We start from the raw sequence: 15,910 nt of genomic DNA on the forward strand, positions 1-15,910 counted from the left end.
CGCTCAGCCGGGGGATGCAACAGCGGCGGGGGCGCAGCTGGCGCCATCGACGGGGCAAAGCGGTGCGTCGCTTTCGTTCGCCGCGCCCGGCCGTCAGGCCGGGCAGCGCCCGACCCGCCCCCCACGGGGCGGGCGCTTCGCTTCCCGCCCCGTCGGGCCGGCCGCTGCCCTTGTCGCGGATTCTCTAAACGCCCAAGCACCAGCGCATGATCGCCTTCTGCGCATGGAGCCGGTTTTCGGCCTCGTCCCAGACCACCGATTGCGGGCCGTCCATCACCTCCGATGTCACCTCCTCGCCGCGATGGGCCGGCAGGCAGTGCATGAAGAGCGCGTCCGGCTTGGCGTGGGCCATGAGCGCGGCATTCACCTGATAGGGGCGCAACAGGTTGTGGCGCCGCTCGCGGGTGGACTGGCTGTCATGCATGCTCACCCAAGTGTCGGTGACCACCAGATCAGCCCCCTCCACCGCCTTGAACGGGTCGCGCTCGATGACAACGCGCGCGCCTTTCTCGCGGGCAAAGCCCACGAACTCGGGATCGGGGTCGAACTGCGCGGGCCCCGAGAAGGTGAAATCGAAGCCGAACTGCCCGGCCGCATGCAGCCATGAGGCGCAGACGTTGTTGCCATCCCCGCACCAGGTGACCTTGCGCCCGGCGATGGAGCCACGCTTTTCCTCCCAGGTGAGCAGGTCCGCCATGATCTGGCAGGGATGGGTGCGGTCGGTCAGCCCGTTGATGACCGGCACGCTGGCGTGCTCGGCCATCTCCAGAAGCACCGATTCGTCGAAGGTGCGCAGCATGATGAGATCGACATAGCGGCTCATGACGCGGGCGGTGTCGGCAATGGTCTCGCCATGGCCGAGTTGCATGTCGGCGCCCGAGAGCACCATGCTCTGCCCCCCCATCTGGCGCACGCCCACGTCGAACGACACCCGGGTGCGGGTGGAGGGCTTCTCGAAGATGAGCGCGACCATGTGCCCCGCGAGCGGCTGGCTGTCATCCGCCGCGGCCTTCGGCCGGCCGTCGCGGGCGCGCTTCATCGCGTGCGCCTGATCGAGCATGGCCCGCAGATCGGCGGGGTCGGTCTTGTGGATGTCGAGAAAGTGGTTCATCGCAATCGATCCTTCAGGGCGCGCATCAGGCGAGCGAAGCCGCCGCCGCGTCGAGCCGGGCGAGCGCCTCGGCAATTTCCTCATCGCTGATGTTCAGGGGCGGGAGCACGCGCACGACATTGTCGGCCGCAGGCACGGTGAGGATGTGCTGCGCATAGCCGGCCGAGACGACATCGGCGTTGCTGACCCGGCATTTGAGCCCCAGCATCAGCCCCGCGCCGCGCACCTCTTCGAACACCGCATCATGGCTGGCCACCAGCCCCTCGAGCCCCTGGCGCAGGAGCCCCGCCTTGCGGTTCACCTCGGCAAGGAAGGCCGGATCGGCGATGATCTCGGTCACCTTCAGCCCCACGGCGCAGGCCAGCGGATTGCCGCCATAGGTGGAGCCATGGGTGCCCGCGGTCATGCCCGCCGCCGCCCGCTCGGTGGCGAGAACCGCGCCCAGCGGGAAGCCGCCGCCGATGCCCTTGGCCACCATCATGATGTCGGGCGTCACTCCGGCCCATTCATGCGCGAAGAGCCGGCCCGTCCGGCCCATGCCGCATTGCACCTCGTCGAAGATCAGGAGCGTGCCGGTTTCGTCGCAGATCTCGCGCAACTCCCGCAGCAAGGCGTCGGGCGCGGGGCGGATGCCGCCCTCGCCCTGAATGGGTTCGATGAGAATCGCCGCCGTGCGCTCGCTCAGCGCCGCCCGCACCGCCTCGATGTCGGCGAAGGGCACATGGACGAAGCCGGGCAGGAGCGGGGCAAAGCCGCGAGTGAGCTTCTCACCGCCTGCGGACGAGATCGCAGCGATGGAGCGGCCATGAAAGGCGCCCTCGAAGGCGATGATCTCGTGGCGCTCGGGCTGGCCTGCCTCGAAGAAGTGCCGCCGCGCCATCTTCACCGCCAGCTCCAGCGCCTCGGTGCCGGAATTGGTGAAGAAAACGGTGTCGGCAAAGGTCTCGGCGACCAGCCGTTCGGCCAGCGCCTCCTGCTGCGGGATGCGGTAGAGGTTGGAGACATGCCACAGCTTCTGCGCCTGCTCGGTGAGCGCGGCGACGAGTGCCGGGTGGGCGTGGCCCAGCGCATTCACGGCAATGCCCGCGCCGAGGTCGAGATATCGGCTGCCGTCCTCCGCCGTCAGCCAGGAGCCTTCGCCCCGGACGAAGGTGACAGGCGCGCGATTGTATGTGGGAAGAACGGCAGGGATCATGGCCGCAGAATCCTTGTTGAAGTTCAGAGAGGTGCACGAGGCGGAGCCGCGTGTCAACGAGATGGGAGAAGGCAGGACCAAGGGCGGGCGCACCGCCCGCGGGGCGCGTCAGGCGCGACGTCGGCGTCGCAACGGAGAAAGGGCGCTCGGCTTGGTCATGCGCGCCCCCTAGCGCGGCGGCGCGATCTTGTCCAGCCCCGGAATCTTCTGCGGGCGGGTCGAATTCGGTCGCATTTTCTGCCGCTTTTCCCAAATCTTGTCACATTTGCCGGCCATTGTTTCCGCGAGGCAGACAATCGAGCAGGTGGGACATGACAGGCAAGCATCGCGGAGAGCAGGATCATCTGGTGACGGACGATGCCACGGGGATGCGGCAGCTGGTGTTTCAGCGCACCACGAAGGACTCGCGCGAGCACCGCACCTGGTTTCGCGGCGAGAGCACCAATTTCAACCCGAAGGCCGCGCAGATGGTCGGCGTTGATGCCGTGCGCAAGCATGTCCTGCACGGCTGGGCGCCGGAGAAGCCGCTGATCACCCCTTCCACCCAGATCACCGCCTTCGGTTCCTGTTTCGCCGCGAACATCTCGCGCTGGCTGAGCGCGCGCAACTACAACGTGCTCAACAGCCGCGAGGAGGCGAAGGCGGCCTATGTGGTGAGCATGGGCGAGGGGATGGTCAATTCCTTCGTCATCCGCCAGCAGTTCGAATGGGCGTGGGAAAACAAGGTCTTCGAGCAGCCGCTCTGGCACGGCTACAACGCCGAGGAATACGGCTATGACGAGGCTGTGCGCCTCGAGACGAAGCGCATCTTCGACGAGACGGACGTGTTCATCCTCACCTTCGGGCTGTCGGAGGTGTGGTATGACGAGCCCACCGGCAACGTCTTCTGGCGCACGATCCCGAAGGATGTCTACGACCCGTCGCGCCACAAGTTCCGCGTCTCCTCGGTGGAGGAGAACCGCGAGAACATGCTGGCGATCTACGAGCTCATCCGCAAGCACCGGCCGGAGGCGAAGATCATCTTCACGCTCTCGCCGATCCCGCTCATCGCCACCTTCCGCGATGTCTCCTGCCTGACCGCCAATTCGGTGTCGAAATCGGTGCTGCGCGTGGCCATCGACGAGGTGATGCGGGCCAAACGCGACGAGGGCTGTCTCTACTACTGGCCGTCCTACGAGATCATCACCGATGTCTTCCGCCTGCCCTACCGGGCCGACCGGCGGCACCCCGTGCCGCAGACGCTCGATTTCATCATGACCCTCTTCGAGCATGTCTGGTGCGAGGGCAGGGAGGAAACGCGCCCCTCGCTGACCGAGGCCTGGGTGCGTGCGCAGGCTGCCGCTGGAAACCTGCCGCGTGATCTGCTGCGCATCGTCAACCACCGCAAGCTCGCCGGGATCGATCGCTATCTTGCCCGCGAGCGCCTCTCCCGCGATCCGGAGGAGGATGCCGAAATCCGCGCCCTTCTCGAGCGGTTGCGCGACGAATGGCTGGAAGGGATGGCCGTCAGGCTCGCCGCCGAATAGGACTTGCGCCGGGCTCACTTGTATCCGCGGTGGCGAAGACTAAGATAGTACGCCGTCGCAGCGCGGCGGCGGCATCGCGCCGCTGCCGCATGCCCGACACGCGCTGCGTCTCGGGTGCAGAAATTCAACAGGAGCCTCACGCATGTCCTGGACCGAGGAACGGGTGGAACTGCTCAAGAAGATGTGGGCGGAGGGCGCCAGCGCCAGCCAGATCGCCAAGGAGCTCGGCGGTGTGACGCGCAATGCCGTGATCGGCAAGGTCCACCGCCTTGGCCTTTCGAACCGCAACGCGGGCGCGCCCGCGCAGGGTCCTGCCGCCGCCAACAAGGTGGAGGCACCGGCGACCGAGCCGGTCAGTGCGGCACAGCCCGAGGAAGTCGCGGAAGCCGCCGAGGAAAAGCCGGCGCAGCCGCAAGCCGAGGCCGCCGTGTCGCAGCAGCCGCAGCCCCAACTGCGCAAGATCATTCCGGCAGGCCAACCCCTGCCGCCGCAGCCTTCGGCCAACGAGATCGACCCCGAGGCACTTGCCCGGGTGCGGAAGGTGGAGAGCAAGGCGCTCCGGCTCAGCCTCATGGAGCTGACCGAGCGCACCTGCAAATGGCCGGTCGGTGACCCGGCAACGGATGACTTCTGGTTCTGCGGTCTTCCGGTGCAACATGGCAAGCCCTATTGCGAGGCCCATGTCGCGCTCGCCTATCAACCCATGAGCGCGCGCCGCGACCGCCGCCGCTGAGCGAGGTGCCGGGCAGCAGGCGCCTGCCCGGCCGCGAGCCGCGGCGTGGCGCCGGGCACGGGTGTACGGCCAGCCGGTGCGGCCAGCTGCCGCGGGCGATTTCGCCTAACGTCCGCCAAGAAGATCGTTCAGCAGATTGCGCCCGCCTCGCTCAAGCTCCTCGCGGAGGATGTCCTGGGGTGTGCGGGGCGCGGCTGGCGCCCCTTGCTCGGGCGCGGCCTGAGGCGAACCGGCTGCAGAGCCTCCGTTGGCCCCGCCGATGACCTCCTCCAGCTTCTTCGTCACCTCTTCACGCAACCGCTCGCGGCCCGCGTCGATCTCCCGCTCGAAGGTCTGGCGGATCGCGGCCTCGAGGTCCGGCCTGATCTGCGGCGCTGACCACGGGCCGCGGATGATGACCGGAAAGACCACCTCGCGCCCGACGCTTTCCTTCGGCAGGCGCGGCGTCACGCGGTAGTCGATGGTCCGGTTGCCCAGGTCGATCTGCCCCGCGCCGGTGGCCTCGAGGGCGGGCATGTCGATGAACAGATCGTCGTTGCGCGCCACGCCGCCTGCGATATCGAAGGTCGCTGCGAGACTGTCGAAGATGGTCGATCCGCCGCGCACGCCCTCGTTGAGGAAGAGCCGCGCAAGAGCGAGGCCGAAGATCTCGCCGTCGCGCACCGAGAGCGCCGCGCTGCCCTCGAGCGAGCGCATGATCGCATCGACGCTTGTGCCGACGCCAAGCACGTCGATCTCGGCCTGTCCGGTGCCCGCGAGCCGATCGAAGCCCGCGAAGGCCCGAAGCATCTCGTACATGTCCACTTCCGTGGCCGAGGCGGTGGCGCGGACGGAGAAGCCGCGCCGCGCATTGGCCACGAAACGGCCGGAAAGCTGGCCGCCGAAGCCCCGCGCGCGGGTCACATCGGCGACGGCCCGGGCGTTGTCGATGGTCAGGCGCAGGGCCAGATCGGAAAGGCGGACCGGTTCGGCGACGACTTCGGCGGCAGTGAAGGCGATGTCCGCGTCGACCAGCGCGAGCGGCGAGGCGTCGATCGGGGTTGTCGGCCAGCCTTCGGCCGCTGTCACGTCCGCGCGCGCGCCCCCCGCGCCGCTGCCGCCGCTGCCGCCGACCGGCGGCAGGACAAGCTGCGAGGCGTTGACCTGCCCGGTGATGCGGGGCTTTCCGGCGAAGGCCGCGGCGAGATTGCCCGACAGCCGCGTGCCCTCGAGATCGGCGGCGATGTCGTCGAGGCGCAGCGCGCCTTCCGGAGAAAGATCAAACCGCGCCTCGAGCCAACCCCTGCGCCCCAGGCCTGCGGGAAGGTCGACGCCGGCCAGCCCGAAGGCGGCCAGGAACCTTCCGGTATCGGCGATGTCGGCCCGCACCCGCCCTCGGGCCGCGCCTTCCAGGCGCGCGTCGCCCTCGAGCGTCAGGCGGGATCCCGCGGCCTCGATCGCGGCGCTAAAGGGCGATGGGGCGCCGTCCAGAAACGCCTGGGTCCGGCCCAGCTCGCCGACAAGGCGGATGGGCTCGCCGCCGCGTCTCCAGCGGATGTCGAAATGGGTGGCGCCGGAGAAATCGGGCGCCTGAACCTCGATATCGATGTCCGTGAAGGCAATGTCGCCGCCGCCCTTGCGGTCAATGAACCGGATCGCGGCATCGGTGAGCGACAGCCGCTGCAGCGAGATGCGGCGGGTGGGGCGCGCGGTGCCCGTCTCCGCCGGCTCCGAAGGTCTGGCCGCCGACGGGGAATCGGCCCGGCTGAACACGTCCCAGTTGATGGCACCGTCCGGGCCCGTCTCCACCAGCAGGCGGGGATGAACGGCGGTGATCTCGCCGATCTCGATATCGCCCCGCATGAGCGGCAGAAGCTCCACGCCGACGACCAGCCCGTCGGCCTCGAGCATCGGGGCGCCCTCGCCCCAGTCGGCATTGGCGATGAGCACGCGCCCGGTGCGAAAACCGATCTGCGGCCAGAGCGAGGGGCGCACTTCTCCCTCGATCGTGACATCGCGCCCGGTCACCGCCTCGATGCGCGCCTCCAGGAACCGTGCAAGGCCGCTGCTGGGCACAAGAAACAGCCCGGCAAGGAAAATCGCCCCTGCCACCACCAGGGCCAGAAGAACGCGTCCGATCCAGCGCATGGGCCTTCCCCCGATGAGACTGACGGCTGTGCTCCTACTTCGGTTGCGCGGGGCGAAATTGCAAGGCGGCCTTCCTGATCGCCCCCGCTTGCGCTAAATGCCCCGCACATGACCAACCCGCCCGATCTTCGCCCCGACATCGCCCGCGCCGCGCTGCCCGAAACCCGCCGCAAGGGCCAGCCGACCATCGGCATGGTCTCGCTCGGCTGCCCCAAGGCGCTTGTTGATTCCGAGCGCATCCTCACCCGGCTCAGGGCCGAGGGCTACGGCATCTCGCCCGACTACGCCGGCGCCGATGCGGTGATCGTCAACACCTGCGGCTTTCTCGACTCGGCCAAGGCCGAGAGCCTCGAGGCAATCGGCGAGGCGCTGAAGGAGAACGGCCGGGTGATCGTCACCGGCTGTCTTGGCGCCGAGCCCGAATTCATCACCGGCGCGCACCCCCGCGTGCTCGCCGTGACCGGGCCGCACCAGTACGAGACGGTGCTCGACGCGGTGCATGCCGCCGTGCCGCCCGCGCCCGACCCCTTCATCGACCTGCTGCCGCCCACGGGCGTGAAGCTCACCCCGCGCCACTACAGCTATCTGAAGATCTCGGAAGGCTGCAATCACGCCTGCCGTTTCTGCATCATCCCCTCCATGCGCGGGAAGCTGCAGAGCCGCCCTGCCGCGGCGGTGCTGCGGGAGGCCGGAAGGCTCGTCGAGGCCGGCGTCCGCGAGCTTCTCGTCATCAGTCAGGACACCTCCGCCTACGGCACCGACTGGAAGGACCGGCCCGACAAGGCGCCGATCATCAGCCTCGCGCGCGATCTCGGCCGGCTCGGCGCCTGGGTGCGGCTGCACTACGTCTACCCCTATCCTTTCGTGAGCGAGCTTGTGCCGCTGATGGCCGAGGGGCTTGTGCTGCCCTATCTCGACGTGCCGTTCCAGCACGCCCACCCCGACACGCTGCGCCGCATGGCCCGACCGGCGGCGGCGGAGAAGACGCTCGAGCGCATTGCCGAGTGGCGCGCGATCTGCCCCGATATCGCTATCCGCTCCACCTTCATCGTGGGCTTTCCGGGGGAGACGGAGGAGGAGTTCGAAACCCTGCTCGACTGGCTTGATGAGGCGCAGCTCGACCGGGTGGGATGCTTCAAATACGAAAACGTCGCGGGCGCACGGTCCAACGAGTTGCCCGATCACGTTCCCGAAGAGGTGAAGGAGGAGCGCTGGCACCGCTTCATGGAACGCGCGCAGGCGATCTCGGCGGCGAAGCTCGCGGCGAAGGTCGGCCGGCGGATACAAGTGATCGTCGATGAGGTCGATGCAGAAGGCGCCACCTGCCGAACCACGGCCGACGCCCCGGAGATAGACGGCAATCTCTTCATCGACGAGGGCTTCGAGACACTCTCCCCCGGCGACATCGTCGAGGTGGAGGTCGACGAGGCGGGCGAATACGATCTCTGGGGGCGTCTCGTGAGCCGCTGAAGGGCTTTGCGAAATCGGCGGACGCGGTTAGGCTCCCTTGCCATGACACGTGTGGTCGAGCTTCACGTCACCTGTCCCGACGAGGACACCGCCGCTTCGCTTGCGCGCGCGGCTCTCAAGGCGCGGCTTGCGGCCTGCGCCAACATCTCCGGCCCGGTGCGCAGCCTGTTTCACTGGCAGGGGAGGATCGAGGAGGAGGGAGAGGTCGTCCTCGCACTCAAGACGCGGCGCGGCTGCGTTGCCGACCTTGTGGAGCTGATCCGCACCCGCCACCCCTACGACCTGCCGGCGATTACATGGACGGGAGTGGAGGCCGAGCCGGACACCGCCGCCTGGATCCGCGACGAGACCGGGGGGTGAGCATCGTCAGCGCCCGCCCAGCACGCCGAATTCCTCGGCGTTGAGGCACCAGCCGGGGGCGTGCTCCGCCGCATTCCGCGCCACCAGCCACAGGATGCAGTCACCGGCGCGCGTGCAGACCCTGCACCGCGCGGCCAGCCGCGCCCGCACCCGGTCATCGAGCGGCGCGGTCGCAATGCCCAGCCGGTCGGCCATGCCGAGCATCAGGCTTGGCGTGCGCCGCTCACGCGCGCGCAGGTTGCCGGGGGGCGGCAGGCTCATCGCGGGCATCCCGGGAGTTCCAGCAGCATCTCGAAGATGTCGGCGAGGGGGCAGAACGCGGGCGCGGCCTGCGCGTTCCGGGGGGGCGCGCCAACAAAGGCCATGCACTCGGCCAGTTCCGGGCAGCGCGCGCAGCTTGTTATCAGCCGCCGGCTCCGCTCCTCGTCGAGACATCCCGCGAGCCGCGCGCGGACAAGGTCAACGCCGAGGGTGCGCGCCATCGCCTGCGCCTGCCACACGCCGCCTCTTGCGGCCGCAGCCCTTGCGGCCGAGTGCCCGGAAATGCCGCCGTCGCGCCCGATGCCGCCCATGCCGCCGCCCTTTCGCTCTTCATGACCTGACCCGAAGCCTGTCACGAATCGCCCGGCGCGGCCTTGATCGGCGTCAAGTCGCGCTCAGCCGCCAACGCCGGCCACGGCCTGCCGCACCACGGCGATGCGCGCAGCATTCGGCGGATGCGTGCCGAGGAAGCGGTTGCCGGGGTCGGGAATGCGGGTGAAGTACTCGGCGCCGCGGATGGGGTCGTATCCCGCGGCAAGCGCGATGCGGGCGCCAAGCGCGTCGGCCTCGAGCTCGTAGGCCTTGGAGTAGCTGCGCGCGCGCACTTCCGCGGCCACCCGCTGCATGCGCCTGACCGTGGCGATGTCGGCGCCGGTGAGCTGGCCCAGAACCCCGGCGATCAGCGCGCCTTCCGCCGCCCGGGTCTGCGCACGCGCAATGTGACCGAGAATGTAATGCGCCGCCTCATGGCCCATGATGAAGGCGAGTTCGTCCTGATTGCGTGCCTCGGCGATCAGCGAGATTGTGAAGATGACGAGGGGCGTTCCGTCCTTCGCGATGGTGTGAAAGGCGTTGGGCGGCAGGCCGTGCCGGGCGTCAACCACGATCTCGATGTCGCAGTTGCGGGCCGGCGCGGTTTCGCGGCACAGGCGCTCGGCCACCGGCTCGACGCGCTCCACCACCGCAACGAAGTTCGCCGCGGCAACGTCGGGGGGCGGCAACGCGCTCTCGGGCGCGGCCGGGGGCGACGGCGGGCCAGGCTCGGGCAGTGGCGCGCAGGCGGCGGCAAATGCAGCGAGAAGGAGTGCGGCAACAAGGCGGGTCATCGAGGTCTCCGGCAGGCAAGGTTTCGGTGACCATAGCGCCCGCTCAGGCCGGGCGCCATCGCGCGCAACGGCGCTGGGCAATCTCTCCCACAGGCGCTAGTCTCTGCGCATGTTCAGCATCGAGCATGATTTCGACGCGACAGTCATCACCCTCATCGACGAGGGACGACCGGCATCGGGCAAGGGCCCGTCGCATCTGCAGGAGGATGTGGTCATTCACGCCTTCGATGACTGCGTGACCATCGAACAGTACGACCCGGTCAGCGACAGCGTGCAGAAGATCACCCTCTCGGAGTCTCAGCTTCGCGATCTTGCCGCGGCGCTGAACCTTCCGGAGGGCGTCTATCGTCTGCGCGGCGGGACGCGCCCGCGCGGCTGAGCGGGATTGCCACAGGCGCTCCGGACAGCGCCGGGACTCGGCCGGTTGCATCATCCTGGCAGAAATACCCCCGCCGGAGGCACAGCCCGAAGGGCCAGCTCAACGGCTTGTTCAGTCGAGCCGGAAAAGCTTGTCGCGTGCGGTCTCTCCCGCGAGCAGCGTCAGCCGCGAGGGCGCCACGCCGAGGGCGCGGGCGAGCAGTCGGGTGACGGCCTTGTTGGCCTTTCCGGCCTCCGGCGCGGCGGTGGTCAAAACGCGAATCCGCCCGTCGGCAAGCGTCACCGCCTCGCGCCGCGCCTTCGGCTGCACGCGCACGGCAAACGGCTTCCCCGGCTGCACATGCGCTGCGATTTCGGCAATCTCCCGTGCCATTCGCTCCCTCCGCCGCGCTTGCGCGACCAGCCCCACAGTACCGCCGGGCCGCCTCCACGCAAGCGTCGGCGCCGGTCGCGGCGGCTTGACGCTGTCCGACCACCGCCCGAGAGTGCCGCACGAGCGGCGCCGGCGTGATGCCGGTGCCAGCAACGGCAAGGAGCTTCACGATGCCCCACTCCCCGCCCCCCGACGCCGATGCCCGCCGCGCCGTGGCGCCCGTCATCTGCTACCCCGATGACACGCTGCCCCGGCCTGATCTTGCGCTCTACGCCCGCTTTCGCGCGGCGGCGTGGAAGACCGACGAGGTCATCGTGCCCCCGCGCGAGGGGCGCGCCTTTCGCGTGCCTGTGTGTGGCTTCTTCCGCATCACCTGCGTCGAGGGGCCGCAGGTCGGCGACCTCAACCTGTGGAACGCGGAGAACCTCTCCGAGCGCTTCTATTCGGGCAAGACGCGGGCGCTGCACGGCACGCATCTGAGCACCGGCGACCGGCTGTGGTCGTGCTTCCCCTGGCTGCGGCCGATGGCCACCATCACCGAGGACACGCTCGACTGGTACGGCTTCGACGCCTTCGGCGGCGGCGTGCATGACGTCATCGGCACGCGCTGCGACCCCTACACCCATTACCTCCTGTCGGGCGGCGAAATGTATCACCACTGCTGCCACTCGAACCTCACCCGCGCCATCGCCGCCGAGACGGGAGAGGATGTGCGCGCGGCCGAGTTCCGCGTGCATGACGTGATGAATGTCTTCATGTGCACGGGCTTCACGCGCGACACGGGCCAGTATTTCATGAAGGCAAGCCCCGTCCGGCCCGGCGATTTCACCGAGTTCTTCGCCGAAATCCCGCTTCTGGGCGCGCTCAGCGCCTGCCCGGGCGGTGACTGCTCGGCGACCCATTCCTCCGACGAGGCGGCCTGCTTCCCGCTGCTGGTGGAAGTCTTCGCGACGCCCGCGGAAGCGCTGGGCGACTGGGCGTCACCGCCGGTCAACGGCTACGACCGCAGCCACGGCGCCTGAGCGCCTCAGATCCCCCCGCAATCGGGGCAGTCGGGGCGGCGGTGGATGGTGATGCTGCGTACCTCGGCATAGAGCGCGTCATAGATCATCAGCCGGCCGGCCAGCGTCTCGCCCGCCCCCGTGATCGCCTTCACCGCCTCCACCGCCATCATCGCGCCGATGACACCCGGCAGCGGCCCCAGCACGCCCGCTTCGGCGCAGCTGGGCGCAAGCCCCGGCGCCGGCGCCTCGGGAAAGACGCAGCGGTAGCAGGGCGCGCCGCGGGCCGGGTCGAAAAGGCTGATCTGCCCCTCCCACTGGCTCAGCGCGGCGCCGATGAGCGGCACGCCCGCACGCACGCAGGCGGCATTGACCGTGTAGCGCGTGGCGAAACTGTCGCAGCCGTCGAGCACCAAGTCGTGACCGGCGAGCAGCGCATCGGCGTTCTCCTCCGTGAGTCGCTGGGCAAGCGGGGCAACCTCGATGAAGGAGTTGAGCGCGCGCATGGCCTCTGCCGCCGACTCCACCTTGGGCCGGCCGATCGAGGCTTCGCGGTGGATGACCTGGCGCTGCAGGTTGGTCTCCTCCACCACGTCATCGTCAATCACGGTGATGCGCCCCACGCCCGCCGCCGCGAGATAGAGGAGCGAGGGCGCGCCCAGGCCGCCTGCGCCGACCACCGCCACACGCGCGGCCTTCAGCCGGTTCTGCCCGGTGCCCCCGATCTCGCGCAGGATGATGTGGCGGGCGTAGCGCCTGAGCTCTTCGCTCGAAAGCGTCGCGGCCATCAGCGCCTCCCCGTCGATCCGAACCCGCCTGCGCCGCGCGTCGTCTCTTCCAGCCTGTCCACCTCGATGAGGACGGCCCGCGTGACCGGCGCCACCACCATCTGCGCGATGCGCTCGCCATGGACAATGGTCACCGTCTCGCTTCCCAGATTGACGAGAATCACCCCCACCGGCCCGCGATAGTCGGCGTCGATGGTGCCGGGGCTGTTCAGCACCGTGAGCCCATGTTTCAGCGCCAGCCCCGAGCGCGGGCGGATCTGCGCCTCGAACCCCTGGGGCAGAGCCATGGCAAAGCCCGTGGGCACCAGCGCGCGCGCGCCGGGCGCAAGGGTGAGCCCGCCTTCGCGATGTTCAAGCGGGAGATTGGCGCGGATGTCGGCGCCCGCGGCGCCGGCGGTGGCGAAATCGGGCAGCGGCACCTCGGGGTCGGCACCCGGAAGCCGCATGAGCCGCACCACCACCTCAGCCATCCTCGCCCAGCGCCTCGGCAATGCGCGCGGCGAGCCTTCGCGCGACCTCCTCCTTCGACATGCGCGGCCAGCTCTCCGCCCCCTCTGCGGTGATGAGCGTCACCGCATTCTCGGCACCTCCCATGATGCCGGTGGCCGGCGAGACGTCATTGGCCACGATCCAGTCGCAGCCCTTGCGCGCGCGCTTTTCCGTGGCGTGTGCAATCACATCGTGGGTCTCTGCGGCAAAGCCGATCACGAGCCGCGGCCGGCCCTCCTGCATTTGGGCGATGGTGGCGAGGATGTCGGGGTTCTCGGCAAACTCCAGCCTGGGCGGACGGCCCGAGCCGTCCTTCTTGAGCTTGGTCCCGGCCGCTTCCTTCACCCGCCAGTCGGCCACGGCGGCGGCAAAGACGGCGGCATCGACGGGCAGCGCCGCCTGCACCGCCTCGAGCATCTCGCGCGCGGTTTCCACCGGCACGATCTGAACGCCTTGCGGCGGCGGCACGCTCGCCGGGCCGGTGATGAAGGTCACCTCAGCCCCCAGCGCCGCAAGCGCTCGGGCGATCGCCGCGCCTTGCGCGCCTGAGGAGCGGTTGGCGATGTAGCGCACCGGGTCGATGGGCTCATGGGTCGGCCCCGAAGTGACGAGAATGCGCCTGCCCTCGAGCGGGCCGTCGGTAAGCGCCGCCTCGATGGCGGCGACGATCTCCATCGGCTCGGCCATGCGGCCGGGGCCGAACTCGCCGCAGGCCATGTCGCCCGCGTTCGGGCCGACCGTGAGCACGCCATCGGCAATGAGCGTGGCAAGATTGCGCTGCGTGGCGGGGTGCTGCCACATGCGCACATTCATGGCCGGAGCGATCAGAACGCGCTTGTCGGTCGCCATGAGCAGCGTCGAGGCGAGATCGTCGGCGTGTCCGCCGGCCATTTTTGCCATCAGGTCCGCCGTGGCCGGTGCAACCACCACCAGATCTGCCGCGCGGCTCAGCTCGATGTGGCCCATCTCGGCCTCGGCGGTGAGGTCGAAAAGCTCATCATGCACCGCCTCTCCGGCCAGAGCCGAGACCGACAGCGGGGTAACGAACTGGGCACCGGCGCGCGTGAGAACCGGGGTCACCGATGCCCCGCGCTCGCGCAGCCTGCGGATGAGTTCGAGCGACTTGTAGGCGGCGATGCCGCCACCGATGATCAGAAGAATGCGCTTGCCCTGAAGCATTTGGCCCTCCGCGCGCCAACGGGCGGCCAGCGGAGACTAGGCGCTCGCAACGGGCGTGACAACTACTGGCGCCGGCGGAGTTCCTCGCACGGGTCGGGCCGGGGATGCGGCGGCGTGACCAGCCAGAGATCAAAGGGTGGTGTCTCGCCCTCTTCCGGCGGCGCTTCCAGCTGGCCGATCGACAGCACCGTGAGCTCGGGTGCGGCGCGCGCCAGCATCAGGGGCACGCCGCGATCGCGGCGGGCGTGACCGTTGCCGGTGATGACGACCACCGGCCCGCCGGTCTCGGTCATCGCCGCGATGACCGCGCGCGCAAGCGCAGCATCGCGCAACCGCTGCGCGGCGACCATGCCGGGCAGAAGGTCCTCGGGCAGGGCGTTGCAATGCGCCTCGGCCTGCTCGGCCTCGCGGAGTGCCTGCTCCTCTGCAGCGAGCGGCTCATCGAGCCCGAACAGCGCCGCCGAGTCGCCCAGCACCGCGGCGGCCCCCTCGCGCACGGCCCGCCGCGCGGCCTCGCGCGGAACCGCGCCGCCGAACACGGGCAGGCCCCGCCCGGCGCGGAACACGGGAAGATAGATGCGGATGTCCGGCCAGCCTGCCGCGGACCAGCCCAGCAGTGCATCGAGAGGTTCGGGCGTGTCCACCAGCTCCGGTGTCAGCCGCCGGGCCTGCGCATCGGTCAGCATCTCGAAGACAAGGGCGCGGGGGCGCAGCGCCGCAATCACCGTGGCCTGATTGACGTGGTGAACGGGGTTGTCATGGACCTCGCCGACGATCACCACATCGGCCGGCGGCAGGGAGGCAAGCTCCTCTGCCGTGATCTGCCGCGCCTCGACCGGGGCCAGTGCCGCGAGCGCAAGCGTCAGGCCGGCCAGCGCCCGACGCATCAGGCGAGAAACTCCTGAACCTCCTTCGACTGCGCCTCGAGCTTGCGCCGCATCTTGTCGAAAGCCTGCACCTCGAGCTGGCGGATGCGTTCCTTCGACAGGCCAAGCTCGTTGCCGAGGCTCTCCAGCGTGCGCGGAGGATCCTTCAGCTTGCGCTCGGTGACGATGTAGCGCTCGCGCTCGGTCAGCGCACCCATCGCTTCCACGAGCCAGCCGCGCAACGTCGCGTTGTCATGCGCATGGGCAACCATCTCGGCGGTCTGCGCGTCCTCGTCCTCGATGGTCTCGATCCACTCGCGCCCGTCCTCGTCCGAGGCTTGGGTGGCGTTGAGCGAAAAGTCGGAGCCGGCGAGGCGACCCTCCATCATCTCCACGTCGCGCAGCGGCACACCAACCTCCCGGGCGATGCGCTCGCGCAGCTGCTGCGAGTCGAGGCTCTCGCCACGCGCCATGGCCTCGCGCTCGAGCCGCGCGCGGACCCGGCGCATGTTGAAGAACAGGGACTTCTGAGAGGAGGTGGAGCCCGTGCGCACCATCGACCAGTTGCGCATCACATAGTCCTGAATCGAGGCCTTGATCCACCACACCGCATAGGTCGAGAAGCGCACGCCGCGGTCGGGGTCGAACTTGTCGGCCGCCTTCATCAGCCCAAGCCCCGCCTCCTGGATGAGGTCGTTCATCGGCGCGCCATAACGGCGGAACTTGGCGGCCATGGAGATTGCCAGCCGCATGTAGGCCGTCACCAGCCGGTGCAGCGCCGCCTCGTCACGGCGGTCGCGCCACGCGATGGCCAGCTCGCGCTCGGTCTCGGCGTCGAGAAGCTCCGCCTGCATCGCCAGACGCGAGATATCCTGATCGGGAAAATCCAGGGCCATGTTCATGCTCTCCCTTTCCGCCCTTACATCCCTTATACGGGGCGGGCGGAA

General features: G+C 69.2%; 17 protein-coding genes and 1 pseudogene. 6 read left to right on the forward strand and 12 right to left on the reverse strand.

Features of this window, described 5'->3' with window-relative positions:
• Positions 1-184 precede the first annotated feature (184 nt).
• Both argF and BLQ14_RS03320 read right to left on the reverse strand, forming a co-directional pair.
• The gene (gene argF / locus BLQ14_RS03315; RefSeq protein ID WP_092498398.1) at positions 185-1,111 is read right to left on the reverse strand and encodes an ornithine carbamoyltransferase; all 927 of its coding nucleotides are present in this window, start codon (positions 1,109-1,111) and stop codon (positions 185-187) included.
• 25 nt (positions 1,112-1,136) lie between these two features.
• Positions 1,137-2,306, reverse strand: a complete 1,170-nt coding sequence (locus BLQ14_RS03320) for an aspartate aminotransferase family protein (protein WP_092498081.1) — start codon at positions 2,304-2,306, stop codon at positions 1,137-1,139.
• A 311-nt stretch (positions 2,307-2,617) separates the two neighbouring features.
• Here BLQ14_RS03320 and BLQ14_RS03325 point away from each other — a divergent pair, with 311 nt between their 5' ends.
• Together BLQ14_RS03325 and BLQ14_RS03330 are read left to right on the forward strand one after the other, a co-directional pair.
• Positions 2,618-3,832: a GSCFA domain-containing protein gene (locus BLQ14_RS03325; RefSeq protein WP_092498083.1), complete on the forward strand. Its 1,215-nt coding sequence runs from the start codon at positions 2,618-2,620 to the stop codon at positions 3,830-3,832.
• A 142-nt stretch (positions 3,833-3,974) separates the two neighbouring features.
• Positions 3,975-4,565, forward strand: coding sequence for a GcrA family cell cycle regulator (locus BLQ14_RS03330; protein ID WP_092498085.1), 591 nt, complete (start codon positions 3,975-3,977; stop codon positions 4,563-4,565).
• A gap of 105 nt (positions 4,566-4,670) precedes the next feature.
• On the opposite strand, the gene BLQ14_RS03335 is transcribed toward BLQ14_RS03330, so the two are convergent.
• Positions 4,671-6,692 carry an AsmA family protein gene (locus tag BLQ14_RS03335; RefSeq protein WP_092498087.1) on the reverse strand — a complete coding sequence of 674 codons (2,022 nt, stop codon included), beginning with the start codon at positions 6,690-6,692 and terminating at the stop codon, positions 4,671-4,673.
• 108 nt (positions 6,693-6,800) lie between these two features.
• Between BLQ14_RS03335 and rimO the strand changes: the two genes are divergently transcribed.
• The gene (gene rimO / locus BLQ14_RS03340) at positions 6,801-8,162 is read left to right on the forward strand and encodes a 30S ribosomal protein S12 methylthiotransferase RimO (protein ID WP_092498089.1); all 1,362 of its coding nucleotides are present in this window, start codon (positions 6,801-6,803) and stop codon (positions 8,160-8,162) included.
• Between the two features lie 42 nt (positions 8,163-8,204).
• Complete coding sequence (gene cutA, locus BLQ14_RS03345) at positions 8,205-8,522, forward strand: divalent-cation tolerance protein CutA (RefSeq protein ID WP_245656891.1); 318 nt, start codon at positions 8,205-8,207, stop codon at positions 8,520-8,522.
• Positions 8,523-8,528: 6 nt separating this feature from the next.
• On the opposite strand, the gene BLQ14_RS03350 is transcribed toward cutA, so the two are convergent.
• The 3 genes from BLQ14_RS03350 to BLQ14_RS03360 all read right to left on the reverse strand — a co-directional run bounded on the left by BLQ14_RS03350 (position 8,529) and on the right by BLQ14_RS03360 (position 9,889).
• Entirely contained in the window at positions 8,529-8,783 is a 255-nt protein-coding gene (locus BLQ14_RS03350; protein WP_143004455.1) for a DUF6455 family protein, read from the reverse strand.
• Entirely contained in the window at positions 8,780-9,094 is a 315-nt protein-coding gene (locus tag BLQ14_RS03355) for a DUF6455 family protein (RefSeq protein ID WP_092498093.1), read from the reverse strand. Before BLQ14_RS03355 ends, BLQ14_RS03350 begins: the two co-directional genes overlap by 4 nt.
• Before the next feature lie 84 nt (positions 9,095-9,178).
• On the reverse strand, positions 9,179-9,889 hold the full coding sequence (locus BLQ14_RS03360; protein ID WP_092498095.1) for a M48 family metallopeptidase: 711 nt from the start codon (positions 9,887-9,889) through the stop codon (positions 9,179-9,181).
• A gap of 109 nt (positions 9,890-9,998) precedes the next feature.
• On the opposite strand from BLQ14_RS03360, the gene BLQ14_RS03365 reads away from it, so the two are divergent.
• Complete coding sequence (locus BLQ14_RS03365) at positions 9,999-10,268, forward strand: hypothetical protein (protein WP_092498097.1); 270 nt, start codon at positions 9,999-10,001, stop codon at positions 10,266-10,268.
• A gap of 111 nt (positions 10,269-10,379) precedes the next feature.
• On the opposite strand, the gene BLQ14_RS03370 is transcribed toward BLQ14_RS03365, so the two are convergent.
• The gene (locus BLQ14_RS03370) at positions 10,380-10,640 is read right to left on the reverse strand and encodes a DUF167 domain-containing protein (protein WP_092498099.1); all 261 of its coding nucleotides are present in this window, start codon (positions 10,638-10,640) and stop codon (positions 10,380-10,382) included.
• A gap of 170 nt (positions 10,641-10,810) precedes the next feature.
• On the opposite strand from BLQ14_RS03370, the gene BLQ14_RS03375 reads away from it, so the two are divergent.
• Complete coding sequence (locus BLQ14_RS03375; protein ID WP_092498101.1) at positions 10,811-11,662, forward strand: urea carboxylase-associated family protein; 852 nt, start codon at positions 10,811-10,813, stop codon at positions 11,660-11,662.
• Positions 11,663-11,667: 5 nt separating this feature from the next.
• On the opposite strand, the pseudogene BLQ14_RS03380 reads toward BLQ14_RS03375, so the two are convergent.
• The 5 genes and pseudogenes from BLQ14_RS03380 to BLQ14_RS03400 form a co-directional block, all read right to left on the reverse strand.
• Positions 11,668-12,420: pseudogene (locus BLQ14_RS03380) on the reverse strand (HesA/MoeB/ThiF family protein); the annotation flags it as partial.
• Between the two features lie 8 nt (positions 12,421-12,428).
• Complete coding sequence (gene dut / locus BLQ14_RS03385; protein WP_092498105.1) at positions 12,429-12,899, reverse strand: dUTP diphosphatase; 471 nt, start codon at positions 12,897-12,899, stop codon at positions 12,429-12,431.
• Positions 12,892-14,097 carry a bifunctional phosphopantothenoylcysteine decarboxylase/phosphopantothenate--cysteine ligase CoaBC gene (gene coaBC, locus BLQ14_RS03390; protein WP_092498107.1) on the reverse strand — a complete coding sequence of 402 codons (1,206 nt, stop codon included), beginning with the start codon at positions 14,095-14,097 and terminating at the stop codon, positions 12,892-12,894. Before coaBC ends, dut begins: the two co-directional genes overlap by 8 nt.
• A gap of 62 nt (positions 14,098-14,159) precedes the next feature.
• Positions 14,160-14,984 (reverse strand): ChaN family lipoprotein, encoded by an 825-nt coding sequence (locus BLQ14_RS03395; RefSeq protein ID WP_092498109.1) that lies wholly within the window; start codon positions 14,982-14,984, stop codon positions 14,160-14,162.
• Positions 14,984-15,859 (reverse strand): RNA polymerase factor sigma-32, encoded by an 876-nt coding sequence (locus tag BLQ14_RS03400; RefSeq protein ID WP_092498402.1) that lies wholly within the window; start codon positions 15,857-15,859, stop codon positions 14,984-14,986. The genes BLQ14_RS03395 and BLQ14_RS03400 overlap by 1 nt, the downstream gene beginning before the upstream one ends.
• Positions 15,860-15,910 lie beyond the last annotated feature (51 nt).

The organism is Meinhardsimonia xiamenensis (assembly GCF_900102905.1).
Taxonomy (GTDB): Bacteria; Pseudomonadota; Alphaproteobacteria; order Rhodobacterales; family Rhodobacteraceae; genus Meinhardsimonia; species Meinhardsimonia xiamenensis.

Coding starts and splice junctions, on each gene's coding strand:
- argF (WP_092498398.1), bottom strand. CDS start 1,111: ATGAACCACTTTCTCGACATCCACAAGACCGACCCCGCCGATCTGCGG.
- BLQ14_RS03320 (WP_092498081.1), bottom strand. CDS start 2,306: ATGATCCCTGCCGTTCTTCCCACATACAATCGCGCGCCTGTCACCTTC.
- BLQ14_RS03325 (WP_092498083.1), top strand. CDS start 2,618: ATGACAGGCAAGCATCGCGGAGAGCAGGATCATCTGGTGACGGACGAT.
- BLQ14_RS03330 (WP_092498085.1), top strand. CDS start 3,975: ATGTCCTGGACCGAGGAACGGGTGGAACTGCTCAAGAAGATGTGGGCG.
- BLQ14_RS03335 (WP_092498087.1), bottom strand. CDS start 6,692: ATGCGCTGGATCGGACGCGTTCTTCTGGCCCTGGTGGTGGCAGGGGCG.
- rimO (WP_092498089.1), top strand. CDS start 6,801: ATGACCAACCCGCCCGATCTTCGCCCCGACATCGCCCGCGCCGCGCTG.
- cutA (WP_245656891.1), top strand. CDS start 8,205: ATGACACGTGTGGTCGAGCTTCACGTCACCTGTCCCGACGAGGACACC.
- BLQ14_RS03350 (WP_143004455.1), bottom strand. CDS start 8,783: ATGAGCCTGCCGCCCCCCGGCAACCTGCGCGCGCGTGAGCGGCGCACG.
- BLQ14_RS03355 (WP_092498093.1), bottom strand. CDS start 9,094: ATGGGCGGCATCGGGCGCGACGGCGGCATTTCCGGGCACTCGGCCGCA.
- BLQ14_RS03360 (WP_092498095.1), bottom strand. CDS start 9,889: ATGACCCGCCTTGTTGCCGCACTCCTTCTCGCTGCATTTGCCGCCGCC.
- BLQ14_RS03365 (WP_092498097.1), top strand. CDS start 9,999: ATGTTCAGCATCGAGCATGATTTCGACGCGACAGTCATCACCCTCATC.
- BLQ14_RS03370 (WP_092498099.1), bottom strand. CDS start 10,640: ATGGCACGGGAGATTGCCGAAATCGCAGCGCATGTGCAGCCGGGGAAG.
- BLQ14_RS03375 (WP_092498101.1), top strand. CDS start 10,811: ATGCCCCACTCCCCGCCCCCCGACGCCGATGCCCGCCGCGCCGTGGCG.
- dut (WP_092498105.1), bottom strand. CDS start 12,899: ATGGCTGAGGTGGTGGTGCGGCTCATGCGGCTTCCGGGTGCCGACCCC.
- coaBC (WP_092498107.1), bottom strand. CDS start 14,097: ATGCTTCAGGGCAAGCGCATTCTTCTGATCATCGGTGGCGGCATCGCC.
- BLQ14_RS03395 (WP_092498109.1), bottom strand. CDS start 14,984: ATGCGTCGGGCGCTGGCCGGCCTGACGCTTGCGCTCGCGGCACTGGCC.
- BLQ14_RS03400 (WP_092498402.1), bottom strand. CDS start 15,859: ATGGCCCTGGATTTTCCCGATCAGGATATCTCGCGTCTGGCGATGCAG.